At 54.5% G+C, this 15,091-nt stretch carries 11 protein-coding genes and 1 pseudogene; 5 read left to right on the forward strand and 7 right to left on the reverse strand.

Annotated features, from left to right (window positions below; translation table 11 throughout):
- Window positions 1-92: 92 nt before the first annotated feature.
- A complete protein-coding gene (ubiD, locus tag HMPREF2907_RS08545; RefSeq protein ID WP_070682133.1) occupies window positions 93-1,571 on the reverse strand; it encodes a 4-hydroxy-3-polyprenylbenzoate decarboxylase in 1,479 nt (492 codons plus the stop codon).
- Between the two features lie 129 nt (window positions 1,572-1,700).
- Window positions 1,701-5,135, reverse strand: coding sequence for a DNA polymerase III subunit alpha (gene dnaE / locus HMPREF2907_RS08550; protein ID WP_070682136.1), 3,435 nt, complete (start codon window positions 5,133-5,135; stop codon window positions 1,701-1,703).
- Between the two features lie 480 nt (window positions 5,136-5,615).
- Between dnaE and HMPREF2907_RS08560 the strand changes: the two genes are divergently transcribed.
- Window positions 5,616-6,518 carry a ribokinase gene (locus tag HMPREF2907_RS08560; protein WP_039408657.1) on the forward strand — a complete coding sequence of 301 codons (903 nt, stop codon included), beginning with the start codon at window positions 5,616-5,618 and terminating at the stop codon, window positions 6,516-6,518.
- Window positions 6,519-6,633: 115 nt separating this feature from the next.
- Here the strand turns inward: HMPREF2907_RS08560 and HMPREF2907_RS13280 are convergent.
- From HMPREF2907_RS13280 to nadA, 5 genes and pseudogenes are all read right to left on the reverse strand, one after another.
- Window positions 6,634-6,744: pseudogene (locus HMPREF2907_RS13280) on the reverse strand (IS5/IS1182 family transposase); the annotation flags it as partial.
- A 55-nt stretch (window positions 6,745-6,799) separates the two neighbouring features.
- Entirely contained in the window at window positions 6,800-8,476 is a 1,677-nt protein-coding gene (ettA, locus tag HMPREF2907_RS08565) for an energy-dependent translational throttle protein EttA (protein ID WP_003756559.1), read from the reverse strand.
- A gap of 204 nt (window positions 8,477-8,680) precedes the next feature.
- Window positions 8,681-10,225: an L-aspartate oxidase gene (nadB, locus tag HMPREF2907_RS08570; protein ID WP_070682140.1), complete on the reverse strand. Its 1,545-nt coding sequence runs from the start codon at window positions 10,223-10,225 to the stop codon at window positions 8,681-8,683.
- A gap of 48 nt (window positions 10,226-10,273) precedes the next feature.
- Window positions 10,274-10,603, reverse strand: a complete 330-nt coding sequence (locus HMPREF2907_RS08575) for a DMT family transporter (RefSeq protein WP_065424158.1) — start codon at window positions 10,601-10,603, stop codon at window positions 10,274-10,276.
- 156 nt (window positions 10,604-10,759) lie between these two features.
- Window positions 10,760-11,872 (reverse strand): quinolinate synthase NadA, encoded by a 1,113-nt coding sequence (gene nadA, locus HMPREF2907_RS08580; protein WP_049254302.1) that lies wholly within the window; start codon window positions 11,870-11,872, stop codon window positions 10,760-10,762.
- Between the two features lie 202 nt (window positions 11,873-12,074).
- Here nadA and HMPREF2907_RS08585 point away from each other — a divergent pair, with 202 nt between their 5' ends.
- From HMPREF2907_RS08585 to nadC, 4 genes are all read left to right on the forward strand, one after another.
- The gene (locus HMPREF2907_RS08585) at window positions 12,075-13,013 is read left to right on the forward strand and encodes an NUDIX hydrolase (protein ID WP_070682143.1); all 939 of its coding nucleotides are present in this window, start codon (window positions 12,075-12,077) and stop codon (window positions 13,011-13,013) included.
- A gap of 118 nt (window positions 13,014-13,131) precedes the next feature.
- A complete protein-coding gene (locus HMPREF2907_RS08590) occupies window positions 13,132-13,377 on the forward strand; it encodes a hypothetical protein (RefSeq protein ID WP_070461575.1) in 246 nt (81 codons plus the stop codon).
- Window positions 13,374-13,850 (forward strand): hypothetical protein, encoded by a 477-nt coding sequence (locus HMPREF2907_RS08595; protein ID WP_002258798.1) that lies wholly within the window; start codon window positions 13,374-13,376, stop codon window positions 13,848-13,850. Before HMPREF2907_RS08590 ends, HMPREF2907_RS08595 begins: the two co-directional genes overlap by 4 nt.
- Window positions 13,851-13,986: 136 nt before the next feature.
- Window positions 13,987-14,868, forward strand: a complete 882-nt coding sequence (gene nadC / locus HMPREF2907_RS08600) for a carboxylating nicotinate-nucleotide diphosphorylase (protein WP_070682146.1) — start codon at window positions 13,987-13,989, stop codon at window positions 14,866-14,868.
- The last annotated feature ends 223 nt before the right edge of the window (window positions 14,869-15,091 follow it).

Below are 15,091 nucleotides of genomic sequence, written 5' to 3' on the forward strand. Positions count from 1 at the left end.
TTCCCGCCTGCGCGGGAATGACGGTAATTGAATCTTCCCTGTTCCAATCCGCTGTAAAAAACGTTTTCAGACGACCTTTTTGATGTTAGGGTTTACAACCCCAACTCCCCCCAAATCTCATCAATCTTAGCCGTAACCGCAGAGTCTTTTTTGATTACCCGTCCCCATTCGCGGTCGGTTTCGCCCGGCCACTTGTTGGTCGCATCCAAGCCCATTTTGCCGCCAAGTCCGCTGACGGGGCTGGCGAAGTCGAGATAGTCGATGGGCGTGTTTTCCACCAAAACGGTATCGCGTACGGGGTCCATGCGCGTGGTGACCGCCCAGATGACTTCTTTCCAGTCGCGCACGTTCACATCGTCATCCACCACGATGATGAATTTGGTGTACATAAACTGGCGCAGAAACGACCAGCAGCCCATCATCACGCGCTTGGCGTGTCCGGCGTATTGTTTTTTCATGCTGACCACCGCCATGCGGTAGGAACAGCCTTCGGGCGGCAGGTAGAAATCGGTGATTTCGGGGAACTGCTTTTGCAAAAGCGGCACGAACACTTCGTTCAATGCCACGCCCAAAACGGCGGGTTCGTCGGGCGGTTTGCCTGTGTAGGTGGAATGGTAAATCGGGTTTTCGCGCATGGTGATGCGTTCGACCGTGAACACGGGGAAATGGTCCTGCTCGTTGTAATAGCCCGTGTGGTCGCCGTATGGGCCTTCCAACGCGGTTTCGTTCGGATGGATGACGCCTTCCAGCACGATTTCAGCGCGTGCGGGCACTTGCAAATCGTTGCCGATACATTTCACCAGTTCTGTCCGAGAACCGCGCAGCAGTCCGGCAAACTGGTATTCGCTCAAGGTATCGGGAACGGGCGTTACCGCGCCCAAAATGGTGGCAGGGTCGCAGCCGAGCACGACGGCGACGGGATATGGCGTATCAGGATTGAGTTTGCGGAACTCCTGATAATCCAGCGCGCCGCCGCGATGCGACAGCCAGCGCATAATCAGCTTGTTTTTGCCGATTAACTGCTGGCGGTAAATGCCTAAGTTCTGGCGTTTTTTGTGCGGTCCGCGCGTTACGGTCAAGCCCCACGTTACCAGCGGCGCAACGTCTTTCGGCCAGCAATGTTGAATCGGAAGTTTATACAAATCAACGTCTTCACCTTCCCATACGATTTCCTGACACGGCGCATTTTTCACCACGTTTGGTGCCATGCTCCAAATGTCTTTCAGCAGCGGCAGTTTGGAAAATGCGTCTTTGATGCCTTTGGGCGGTTCGGGTTCTTTCAAATACGCCAGCGTCTGCCCGATTTCGCGCAGTTTGGACACGCTGTCCGCACCCATGCCCATCGCCACGCGTTCGGGCGTACCGAACAGGTTCGCCAACACGGGATAATCGTAGCGCGTGCCGTCGGGCTTAATCGGGTTTTCAAACAACAACGCCGGCCCTTCGGCACGCAGCACGCGGTCGGCGATTTCGGTCATTTCCAAATGCGGGGAAACGGGATGCGCGACGCGCTTGAGTTTGCCCTGCTGCTCGAGCAAGGCGATGAAGTCGCGTAGGTCTTTGTATTTCATGTTGATCCTTATTTGAGGTCGTCTGAAAGCCGGAGTTTGGATTTCAGACGACCTGAAACGTCAATTTTTTGTCAAATTCTTTACAGAAGTTTTAATCGGTTCCGAAGCAAATTTATGGTTTACCTATAACTACCAATTCACGCGCACTGCCCTGCTGCCGAGCAGTTTTTCCAGTTCGTCGAATAACGCGGAGCTCGGCGTAACCATCCATTTCGGCGGCACTTGAAACCTGCCTGACGCTTTGTCGTTGCTGTACGACAGTTGCAACGGGATGTGCGACGTGTCGGGCAGGCGGTGGGCGGTGAGGATGGCAGCGAGGCGTTCGATGTCGTGGCCGGGGGCGAGGGCGAGGCTGAGGCTGCGGGCGTAGCGTTCGCGCGCCATTTGCAGGGTCATGACTTGGTTTGCCATGATGCGCAGTCCGTCGCCGCCGCCGTAGTCGTCGCGGCTGACTTTGGATTCGATAATCAGCACTTGGTCGGACTTGAGGTAGTCGGCGCAGTTTTCCAGCGTCTGGCCGCTGACCATGATTTCAATCTGCCCGCTCAAATCTTCGAGGCTGACAAAGGCGATTTTGCCGCGCTTGCCCATCATGGTGCGCACGGCGGTAACGAATCCGGCGAGGCGGACGCTGTCTTGCGGTTTCAGACGGCCTAATTTGGTCGGGGCGATTTGGCGGACTTCTTGGGCATACGGGCCGAACGGGTGGCCGGACAGGTAAAAGCCGATGACGGTTTTTTCTTCGGCGAGTTTTTCCGATTCGCTCCACATGGGCGCGTCGATGAGCTGCACCGGTTCGATGGCGTCTTCCATCATGTCAAACAGCCCGCCCTGATTGGCGTTGGCGGCTTTTTGGTCGGCGTTGTTCATGGCGAGATCGATGTTAGCCAAGAGCATGGCGCGGTTAGGTTCGATGCTGTCGAACGCGCCGCCGCGTATCAGGGCTTCGAGGGTGCGGCGGTTCATGTGTTCTTTGCCGACGCGCTCGCAGAAGTCCAAGAGGCCGGTAAACTTGCCGCCGCTTTGCCGCGCGGCGATGATGGATTCGACGGCGGCTTCGCCCGTACCTTTAATCGCGCCGAGTGCGTAGCGGATTTTCATGTTCGGATACGGCGTGAAGCGGTAGTCGGATTCGTTGATGTCGGGCGGCAGGAACTCGATGCCGTTGGCGCGGCAGTCGTCGTAGAAATGCTTGAGCTGGTCGGTGTTGTCCAATTCAGACGACATGGTTGCCGCCATAAATTCGGCGGGGTAGTGCGCCTTGAGCCATGCGGTCTGGTAGGAAATCAGGGCGTAGGCGGCGGCGTGGGATTTGTTGAAACCGTAGCCGGCGAATTTTTCCATGTAGTTGAAGATTTCGTCGGATTTTTCGCGCGAAATGTTTTGCTTTGCCGCGCCTTCGGCGAAGATTTCGCGGTGTTTCACCATTTCTTCGGGCTTTTTCTTACCCATGGCGCGGCGCAGCAGATCCGCGCCGCCGAGCGAGTAGCCGCCGATAATCTGCGCCGCCTGCATCACTTGTTCCTGATACACCATAATCCCGTAGGTCGGCGCGAGGATGCCTTCCAGCAGCGGGTGGATGTATTGGAATTCCTGTCCCTTCATGCGCGCGACGAAGTCGGGGATGTTGTCCATCGGGCCGGGGCGGTAGAGCGACACAAAGGCGATGAGTTCTTCAAACTTGGTGGTGTGCGCCGTTTTCAGCATTTTTTTCATGCCGGTCGACTCGAACTGGAAGACGGCGGTGGTGTTCGCGTCGCGGAAGATTTTGTAGGCGGCCTGGTCGTCGAGCGGGATTTTGCCGACATCGACAATATCGCCGGTGGTGTTTTTGATGTTGTTCTGTGCCATTTCGATAATGGTCAGGTTGCGCAGGCCCAAAAAGTCGAACTTCACCAAACCCACGTCTTCCACGTCGCCCTTGTCGTACATGGATACGGGCGAGGCGGATTCGTCCGCCTGATACACGGGGCTGTAATCGGAAATCTTGCCCGGCGCAATCAACACGCCGCCCGCGTGCATACCCAGACCGCGCGTCAGGTCTTCCAGCTTTTTCGCCAGCGTAATCAGTTCGTCCGCTTCTTCCGCCTCAATCAATTCCTGAATCTGCGGCTCCGCCTTCATCGCATCGTCCAACCCCAGAGGCTTGTTGGCTTCCAGCGGAATCAGCTTAGACAGTTTGTCGCACAGGGTAAACGGCAGCTCCAGCACGCGCCCCACGTCGCGAATCACCGCTTTGGACGACATCGTGCCGAAGGTCACAATCTGGCTCACCGCCTGCGCGCCGTATTTTTCGCGCACATATTCAATCACGCGCCCGCGGTTGCTTTGGCAAAAGTCCACATCGAAGTCGGGCATAGAGACGCGTTCTGGGTTTAAGAAACGCTCGAACAGCAGCGCGTATTTGAGTGGGTCGAGGTCGGTAATCTTCAGCGAATACGCCACCAGCGAACCCGCGCCCGAACCGCGCCCCGGCCCTACAGGACAGCCGTGCGTTTTCGCCCAGTTGATAAAGTCTTGTACGATAAGAAAATAGCCGGGAAATTTCATCTGGATGATGATGTTCAACTCAAAATCCAGCCGCTCCTGATATTCCGGCATTTTCGCCGCCCGTTCTGCCTCGTCGGGATAAAGCTGAACCATGCGTTCCTGCAAGCCCTCGTTGGACAGCTTCACTAGATAATCGTCCAGCGACAGGCCGTCGGGCGTCGGGAATAAAGGTAGGAAGTTTTTGCCCAGCGTGATATGGATATTGCAGCGCTTGGCGATTTCTACCGTGTTTTCCAAGGCTTCGGGCAAGTCGGCGAAACGCTCCAGCATCGTTTCCGGCGGAATGAAAAACTGGCTCGGCGTAAAATCGCGCGGACGTTTCTTGTCCGTCAGCACCCAGCCGCCCGCGATGCACACCCGCGCTTCGTGCGCATTGAAATCGTCGCGGCTCATAAACTGCGTCGGATGCGTCGCCACCACAGGCAAACCCAACTCCTCCGCCAGCTTCACGCTGCCCGAAACGCAAGCCTCCCATTCAGGGCGTTCGGGCAGGCGTTGCAGCTCCAGATAAAACGCATCGGGAAACCACGCCGCATACTTCAACGCCGCCGCACGCGCCGCGTCTTCATTACCGTTCAAGAGATTCACGCCCACTTCGCCGTAATGCGCGCCGCTCAAACAAATCAAGCCGCTGTTGTCGCCGTTTTCCAGCCATTCGGGATTGAGTTCCGCATGATGGACATTGCGGTCTTTGCCGACATAAGCCGCCGTTAAAAGCTCGCTCAGGCGCAGATAGCCCGCATCGTTGCGGATAATCAGCATGGCGCGGAACGGCTTGTCGGACGCATTCGGATTGCCTATCCACACATCCGCCGCTCCGACGGGCTTAATCCCCGCGCTGCGGCAGGCTTTATAGAATTTCACCAAACCGAATTCGTTCATCAAATCGCTGATGCCCAAAGCAGACAAACCGTATTCCTGCGCTTTGGCAATCAGTTTTTTAATCCGCACCATACCGTCGGTAATCGAAAACTCGGTATGCAGGCGCAGCGGGATGTAGGTCGGCTCGGTCATGGCAAAATCGGCGTGAACAATAAAAGGCGTATTGTAACAGGGTTGGAAAAAGGTCGTCTGAAAACGAGAGTAGCGGGTTTCGCTAAAACGAGTGAAGCGGGTTTCGCTAAAACGGACAAAGTGAATTTCGCTAAAACGAACGTATTGATTGGGCTTTCAGACGACCTTGAAAGAAAAATGGTATATAAAACAGAAAAAATTTTCCATTCTATTTAAATTTTATAAAAAACAAAATAAAAACCGACCAATGTACAAATTTAGCATTCAAACGGTATGAAGTTTCCGAAATTTTACGATTTAATTACAACAAAATCTGATATTAAAATATGAAAAACGGGAATTAATATTGCATTTGCAATTCCAGCGGGTACAATGACGCAAAATGCCTATCGGCATAGAGAATGCGGTTTCCTGCATATTTCAATATCAATAAAGACCGCCTGATACGGTTGTATCGTGTTTCAAAAGGGATATATCAGAATGCTCCATATCAAAGTCGTCGTCGTCGGTAGTATCAACATGGATTTAGTAACCCGCGCCACCCAATTCGCGCGCGCGGGCGAGACTTTGCTGGGAAGCTCATTCCATCGCTACATGGGAGGCAAAGGTGCCAACCAAGCAGTTGCCGCCGCACGCCTAGGTGCATGCGTAACCATCATCGGTGCAGTCGGCGACGACGATTTCGGACTGGAAATGGTAACCAACCTCCGCCACGAAGGCATATGTACCGATTATGTCCAAACCATCATGGGACAAAACAGCGGCATGGCAAACATTACCGTTGCCGACGAAGAAAATTCCATCATCGTTATTGCCGGCGCAAATATGTATCTGACCGTTGCCGACATCGAAGCCGCAGAAGAACGGTTTGCCGAAGCCGACATCATCCTCAGCCAGCTTGAAATTCCGATGGAGTGCGTGATAGCCACATCAAAACTGGCAGCAAAATACAACAAACCCTTTATCCTTAATCCCGCACCCGCCCGCGCCATCCCGAAAGAATTGTTGGAGCAAATTACCATCTTAACACCCAACCGCTATGAGCTTGCCGCCAGCTTGGGAGCACCGCAAGGCTTGTCTCCCGAAGAGTTGATTTTAAAATCCCCCTGCCCCGTCCTGATGACTTCAGGCAGTAAAGGCGCCGTATATAAAGACCCCAAAGGCCGTCTGCGCCATGTTTCAGGTTTTAAGGTACAAACCTCCGACACCACGGGTGCCAGCGATGCCTTCAACGGCGCATTGGCAGTATTCTGGCACGAAGGCATAGACATCGCCGTACGCAAGGCCTGCGCCGCTGCCGCCCTGTCTATTACCCGCTCCGGCGCGCAAAACGGAATGCCTTTCGAGTTCGAGTTAAGCGGCTTCCTCGCCTCCCAAAAATAAGGTTTGATGCGGCATATTTCTCCGTTAGTCAACATCGTCTGAAACTGCCACAGATAAATAAATCGGAAATTAAGGTTTAATCTTCATTTCGGTACATAAATAAACAGTCATCACAATATAGTGGATTAACTTTAAACCGGTACGGCGTTGCCTCGCCTTGCCGTACTATCTGTACTGTCTGCGGCTTCGTCGCCTTGTCCTGATTTAAATTTAATCCACTATAAAAACGTCGTCTGAAAACCCTTTTTCAAGTTTTCAGACGACGTTTTCTTATTTTCCTATCAACGCGTTACCGGCTTATATTTAATCCGTTTCGGTTTCGCGCCCTCTTCGCCGAGTCGGCGTTTCTTATCGGCTTCGTATTCCTGATAGTTGCCGTCGAAGAACACCCATTTCGAATCGCCTTCGCAAGCCAAGATATGCGTGGCGATGCGGTCGAGGAACCAGCGGTCGTGCGAAATGACCATCACGCTGCCGGCAAATTCCAGCAATGCGTCTTCCAACGCGCGCAGGGTTTCCACGTCTAGGTCGTTGGACGGTTCGTCCAGCAGCAAGACGTTGCCGCCGCTCAACAAAGTTTTCGCCAAGTGCAAACGTCCGCGTTCACCGCCGGAGAGCTGCCCTGCGATTTTGCTTTGGTCGCTGCCTTTGAAATTGAAACGACCCAAATATTGGCGGGCGGGGATTTCAAACTGCCCGACCTGCAAAATGTCGCGGCCTTCGGCAATGTTGTCGAACACGGTTTTATCGTTTTGCAAACCTTCGCGGCTTTGGTCAATCAGGCTCATTTTCACGGTTTGCCCGATTTTCACTTCACCCGAATCAGGCTGCTCTTTGCCCGCAATCATTTTAAACAGCGTCGATTTACCCGCGCCGTTCGGACCGATGATGCCGACAATCGCGCCCGCGGGCACTTTGAAACTCAAATCGTCAATCAGCACTTTGTCGCCGAACGATTTGGAAACGTTCACAAATTCAATCACTTCATTACCCAAACGCTCGGCAACGGGAATGAAGATTTCCTGCGTTTCATTGCGTTTTTGGTATTCGTAGTTGCTCATTTCCTCAAAACGCGCCAAACGCGCTTTGGACTTGGCTTGGCGGCCTTTGGCATTTTGGCGCACCCATTCCAATTCCTGCTTCATCGCCTTCACGCGCGCGGCTTCGGATTTCGCCTCGTTTTCCAAGCGTTTTTCTTTCTGCTCCAGCCAAGACGAGTAATTGCCTTTCCACGGGATACCGTGGCCACGGTCGAGTTCCAAAATCCATTCGGCGGCGTTGTCCAAGAAGTAGCGGTCGTGCGTTACCGCGACCACTGTGCCGGGGAAGCGCACCAAAAATTGCTCCAGCCATTCGACCGATTCAGCGTCCAAGTGGTTGGTCGGCTCGTCCAGCAGCAACATGTCGGGCTTGCTCAGCAAGAGTTTGCACAAAGCGACGCGGCGTTTTTCACCGCCGGACAGATTGCCGATTTTGGCATCCCATTCCGGCAGGCGCAGCGCGTCGGCGGCGATTTCCAATTCGTGTTCCGCACCGCCGCCCGTGGACGAACCCGCCGCAATAATTGCTTCCAAGCGGCCCTGCTCTTCCGCCAGCGCATCAAAATCCGCATCAGGATTGGCGTACTCGGCATACACTTCTTCCAAACGTTTCTGCGCCGCAGCTACTTCGCCCAAACCGCTTTCCACTTCCTCACGCACGGTTTTTTCCGGATCAAGCTCCGGCTCTTGCGGCAGGTAGCCGATTTTGATACCGCCCATCGGCACGGCTTCGCCCTCAAATTCCTTATCCACACCCGCCATAATCCGCAGCACGGTGGACTTGCCCGCGCCGTTCAAACCGAGCAGGCCGATTTTCGCACCGGGGAAGAAAGAAAGGGAAATATCTTTAATGATGGTTTTCTGCGGCGGCACAACCTTGCTCACGCGCAGCATGGAATAGACGTATTGTTGGGACATGATTTTCTCAATTCGGTCAAACAAATTTCAGACGACCCATTTTAACCGATTGCACCGATTGTTGCTTGCACGGATGATATTTAGAGGGGAAATAGATGGAATGGATTGATTTGTTCGGATTTGGAAGAAGGTCGTCTGAAATAATGGTTTCAGACGACCTTTCTTCATTCTTCACAGGAATATCCCCCCGCGCAGCCCTGCCCTTCAGCCTGCCGCCTGTTTTTTCCACTCGACACGCTCTGTCAAGTCGGTATTGAAATGCGCACCAATGTTTTGCCGCCTTGCGTATGCGGCTTGGGCGACGGCGAGGCTGCATTCGAGCAGGTTGCGGTTTTCGTATTCGGACGCGGTGTGCGGCTCGGTTTGGTTTTGCTTCCAAAGCCGCAGTTGGGCGATGGCGCGGCGCAGGTCGGTATCGTTGCGAAGGATGCCGAGATGGCGTTGGTTGAACGCTTGCAGGACGGGGCGGCTGAATGTGTTTTGGAGGTCGTCTGAAAAGATGCCTGCTTCGGCGGTGGGGTTTTCAGACGACCTTTGGGGCGGTGCGGTTTGGAATGCTTGTCCGTCCGCGATGGTTTGGGCGGCAAGCCTGGCGGTAACTACGCATTCGAGCAGGGAGTTGCTGGCGAGGCGGTTGGCTCCGTGCAGCCCGGTGCAGGCGGTTTCGCCCAAGGTATAGAGCTGCGGCAGGGAGGTTCTACCGCTGGGGTCGGTTCGGATGCCGCCGCAGGTGTAGTGCTGGACGGGGCGGACGGGGATGGCTTGGCGCGTGATGTCCAAGCCGCATTGGGACAGGCAGTGCCGATGGATAGACGGAAAATGCTGACGAACGAACGCTGCGGGTTGGCGGCTGATGTCGAGCGAGACGAAGTCTTGCGTTTGCTTGGCGATTTCGGCGGCGATGGCGCGGGCAACGATGTCGCGCGGCGCGAGTTCGGCGCGGCGGTCGTAATGCGGCATAAACCGTTCGCCCGATTGGTTGGTCAGGATGCCGCCTTCGCCGCGCACGGCTTCGGAAATCAGGAAGGTGCGGCCGTTTTCAGACGGCCTTGCCAAGCCTGTGGGGTGGAATTGGATAAATTCGAGGTTTTCGACGGCGCAGCCTGCGCGTATCGCCATGGCGATGGCGTCGCCCGTGCATTCGGGCGGCGTGGTGGTGGCGGCGTAAATCTGTCCCAAGCCGCCGCCTGCGAGTACGGTATGGCGGGCGCGGATGCGGTAGGTTTCGTGCGTTCGGCAGTCGAGGACGGCCAGCCCGCACGCCGTGCCTGATTCGGTTTGGATGTCCAACGCCATCTGCCGCTCACAAACGCGGATGTTCGGGCGGCGGCGTATTTGGGCAATCAGGCTCTGCATGACGGCTTCGCCCGTGTAGTCGGCGACGTGGGCGATTCGGCGGCAGGTATGCCCGCCTTCACGCGTCAGGTGCAGATCGTTATGATTCCGGTCGAACGCCACGCCCTGCGCCAGCAGCCATTCGATTGCCGGTTTGCCCTGCGACAGGATGGTGCGGACGGCGGCTTCGTCGCACAAACCCGCGCCCGCTTCCAAGGTATCGGCAACGTGCTTTTCGATGTCGTCCTCTCCCGACCATGCCGCCGCAATCCCGCCTTGCGCATGACGGCTGGCAGTGTCGTCCAGCCGGTTTTTGCACAAAATGACAATGCGGAACGATTCAGGCAGCGACAGGGCGAGCGTCAGTGCCGCCAGCCCGTTTCCGGCAATCAATACGTCGCAATCGGTTTGCATGGTGTTGTCCTTATTTGAGAGGTCGTCTGAAACGGTATAGTGGATTAATCAATGCCCCGACATATGCGACATGGTATTGAGCAGCACCACGCCCAGCAAAATCAAACCGATGCTGACAATCCCAATGAAATCAGCTTTCTCACCGAAAAACACCACGCTGACTAAAGCCGTTAAAACCAGTCCCACGCCTGCCCAAATGGCGTATGCTGTAGCCAGCGGCATGGTTTTCAGTGTCATAGACAAGGCCCAAAAACACACCGAAAAGCTGACTACCACGCCAATAGAAGGCCACAGTTTGCTAAACCCGCCACTCAGTTTGAGCATGGAAGAACCGCAGACTTCGCTTAAAATTGCTACAGTCAGAAAAAGCCAGTGCATTTGCATGTTTTTACCTGATAAATGAAAGAAAGTATAATTATATCAATGCAATAAAATAAAAAACAGTCTTGTTTTTAAAGATTTTTTGTGCGCAAACCCCGTCTTGGGAAAGCAGGCGGGCGGTATTTTCAGGCTGCACCCATTACGAACGGCAAATCAGGCGGGTCCCATGCCGTTGAACACATCCCCGCGCTTGAGTTCTGCCGCGAAGTCAAGCATGCGTTGCAAAGGCAGTTTGGCGGCCTCGCCCAGCTTTCTGTCCAACAGGATTTCGTTGTGTCCGCTTGTCAGGGCGTATTTGATGCCGCCCAGCGAATTCATCGCCATCCACGGGCAGAACGCGCAGCTTTTGCAGCTTCCGCCGTTGCCCGCCGTCGGTGCGGCAATAAATTCTTTGTCGGGCGCCTGCTTTTGCATTTCGTGCAGGATGCCCAAATCGGTCGCCACGATGAATTTTTTTTCGGGGCGCGATACGGCGGCCTTCAGCAGTTTGCTGGTCGAGCCGACCACGTCGCCCAGTTCGATGACGCCTTGCGGCGATTCGGGATGAACCAGCACCACCGCGTCGGGATGCTCCGCCTTCAACGCCGCCAGTTCCTGCCCTTTGAATTCGTTATGGACGATGCACGAACCCTGCCACAGCAGCATATCCGCGCCCGTTTCGCGGCGGATGTAGTCGCCGAGATGGCGGTCGGGACCCCAAATCAGTTTCTCGCCGCGCGATTTCAGATACGACACGATTTCCAACGCCACCGAAGAGGTTACCACCCAATCGGCACGCGCTTTCACGGCGGCGGAAGTGTTGGCGTACACTACCACCGTGCGGTCGGGGTGTTGGTCACAAAACGCCGAAAACGCTTCTTCGGGACAACCCAAATCCAAAGAACATTCCGCCTCCAAATCAGGCATCAGCACCGTTTTTTCAGGGCAGAGGATTTTCGCGCTCTCGCCCATAAAGCGCACCCCCGCCACCACCAGCGTACCGGCTTCGTGTTCCGCGCCGAAGCGTGCCATCTCCAACGAATCACCCACGCATCCGCCCGTTTCCAAAGCCAAATCCTGAATCAGCGGATCGACGTAATAATGTGCCACCAAGACTGCGTTTTTCTCCTTCAGCAAAGCCTTGATTTCGTCTTTCAGACGACCCGCCGTCTCGCGGTCGGGCGTATCGGCAACCTTCGCCCACGCCTGACGGATTTGGCAGGCGGAAGTCGGCGTCTGAATGAGGGGCATATCGTAATCGAACGAGCGGCGGGCAGCGGTTTGCATGATGTTTCCTTGTGGCTGGTTTTTGAGGCGGTATGAAGGTTTGCCGTCTGTTTTTCAAACTGTTTTTATATTATGCTCAACTTGAGTATAATATGCAAGGTCGTCTGAAAACAGGTTTGAGATACCGCAAAACCGACCCGCTTCGTTCCGACAAACCGCTTTGGTTTACAATAAAGCCTTTTCCACCCGCAGAAAGCCGAGCATGGACGCCTACCCCGAAGCCGAAGCCCCGCCGCAAAGCATCGTCGAGCTGGTTCCCGTATTGATTGCCGTTACCGACGGCGGCCTGCGGGTGTTGACCGTCGCCCAAGGCACGCTCCTGCCCAACGGCCCGCTCTCCCCTCTGCGCAATTCCCTGCAGGCGGGCGTAAAGCTGTGGGTCGCCAAGCAGACTTCGCAGCCTATGGGCTATGTGGAACAGCTTTACACCTTTGTCGATACCCACCGCCGCAACGAACACGGCATGCCCGTCTTGTACGTCAGCTATCTGGGGCTGGTGCGCGAGGCAGCCGACAGCATCCTGCACCCGGATGCGAAATGGCAGGACTGCTACGGCTATTTCCCGTGGGAAGACTTGCGCACCGACGGCGGGCAGCGCGACGCCGTCGTCAGCCGCCTGCGCATTTGGGCAAACTCGGCGGACACGGAGGAAGTCCGCCAAAAGCGGCTCAAGCGCATTCATTTGTGTTGGGGGGTCGAGCCGGAAAACTGGTCGGAAGAATACGTTTTGCAACGCTATGAAATGCTGTTTGAAAGCGGTCTGATAGCGGAAGCCGCCGAGCCGCAGGCAAACTTCGACTTCGCGCTCACGGGGCAGCCCATGCGCCACGACCACCGCCGCGTGTTGGCAACCGCCCTGTCCCGCCTGCGCGCCAAAATCAAATACCGCCCCGTGATTTTCGAACTGATGCCGCCCGAATTCACGCTGCTGCAACTGCAAAACAGCGTCGAAGCCATCAGCGGCAGATTGCTGCACAAACAAAACTTCCGCCGCCAGATTCAGCAGCAAAACCTCATCGAGCCGTCGGATACCGGCGTATCGGGCAGCAAAGGCCGTCCCGCGCAGCTTTACCGCTTCCGCGATGACGTCCTGCCCGACAGGCTGATTTCGGACATCGGACTGCCGCTGGGCAGCCGTTAGCCCGTTTTCAGACGACCTATAGTGGATTAACAAAAATCAGGACAAGGCGACGAAGCCGCAGACAGTACAGATAGTACGGTACCGATTCACTTGGTGCTTGAACACCTTACCAGGAACTATGGAAGTTTTAAAAAAGATTGGCACCACAGGCAACTCAGCCACAGGCAAACTTTTTCCAGATTTACCTCGCACAAATAAGGGATGGACTGAAAAAACACAAGTGCAATTCAAGCTTGAAGGCCAAGGAAAACCACATGTGAATAAAGGAAAAGGGGTAGTCAATACAGGGCTGGGGAAATCTGGCGGTAAAGAAACTTTTGAGAAACAGATTATTTATTTTGAAAAAATTGGAGACGTAAAATGAGTTATTTGATTTTGGATGATGATATGTATTTAATCTATGATTTTAAAAAAGTCATGAAAAGAGAAAAAGAATTTATTGAAAAGACAAGATTATTATCATTAAATGACGAAAGTATCTTTGGCATCAAAAAAGACAAAGGCTTATTTGCATCAGAGGAATGGTGGAGTAATATTGATTCCGGACAGATTATCACCAGAAGCGTTTCCGGAGTGATATCGTCAATATATGAAGCGGGAATGGAACGAAGAAATATACCGAATAGTTTTAGTTTTATAGATGGTGAAGGCATCGTAAGGAATGAAAGTATGTATATGATGAATAAATCCGACAGACATTTATTTTGTGAAGGGAAGAAAATCGTCATTTTTTATGCATATAATGAACTAAAAAAATCAAATCAAAGAAAAGGAGACGTAATTGATTTGGAAAACAACTATGTTGAGCAAGTCATTGAAATGGCAATTTCAAAATAATCAGATGACGCCGGAGAGAATTGTTCTCTTTGAGCTAAGGCGAGGCAACGCCGTACTGGTTTAAAGTTTAATCCACTATAACATGAAGTTTTGCCCCATCGGTGCAACATCAATCTTTTTCAACAAAGGAAACCCCATGTCGTCTGAAAACACCCTCTTCCCCCTGCCCGACACCCTGTTACGCCCCATGGTGGAACAAGCCTTGAGCGAAGATTTGGGCAGGCGCGGCGACATTACGTCCGCCGCCGTTATCGCGCCCGATAAAACCGCCAAACTCTTCCTCGTCAGCCGCGAAGACGGCGTTATCGCCGGCATGGACTTGGCACGCCTCGCCTTTCAGACGATGGATCCGTCCGTCCGCTTCCAAGCCGAAAACCGAGACGGACAAGCCGTCCGCGCAGGTCAGACGCTTGCCGCCGTCGAAGGCAACGCCCGCGCGCTGCTCGCCGCCGAACGCACCGCTCTCAACTACCTCACGCACTTGAGCGGCATCGCCACCGCCACCGCGCGTGCCGTCGCCGAAGTCGCCGAATACGGTACAGACATCGTGTGCAGCCGCAAAACCATCCCCCTGCTGCGCGTCCTGCAAAAATACGCCGTCAGGGCGGGCGGCGGCACAAACCACCGCATGGGTTTGGACGACGCCGTGCTCATCAAAGACAACCACCTCGCCTATTGCGACAGCATCGCCCAAGCCGTGCGGCAGGCAAAACAGGCGGTCGGACCGTTGACCTGCGTGGAAATCGAAGTGGACACGCTGGCACAACTGGACGAAGCCATCGCGGCGGGCGCGGAACGGATTTTGCTGGACAACATGGACGACGAAACCCTGAAAGAAGCAGCAAACCGCTGCCACACGCAAACCGCCTACCCCCACACCGTCTATTGCGAAGCATCGGGCGGCATCGGCTTCGACCGCCTGAAGCGCGTAGCGCAAACCGGCGTGGACGGCATCGCCCTCGGCTATCTGACCCACAGCAGCCGCTCGTTGGACATAGGCTTGGATTTCGTGGCGTAAATTTTGCCTAAGACAGCGGCGCAGAAAAAATCCATTCAAAAACGCCCGTTTCGTCATTCCCGCACAGGCGGGGTAAAGATGACGAAACGGGCGTTTTCTGGAGTGGATTAAAATTGCAATGATAAGGCGTTGCCAACGCCCTTATGGGCTTTAGCTAAATTACTTTATTTTCGACACGCACCTTACCGCTTGTCGTCATTCCCGCCCCCGCCTGCGCGAGGAC

The sequence above is a fragment of the Neisseria sp. HMSC055H02 genome (assembly GCF_001813335.1).
In the GTDB taxonomy this organism is placed as follows: Bacteria; Pseudomonadota; Gammaproteobacteria; order Burkholderiales; family Neisseriaceae; genus Neisseria; species Neisseria sicca_C.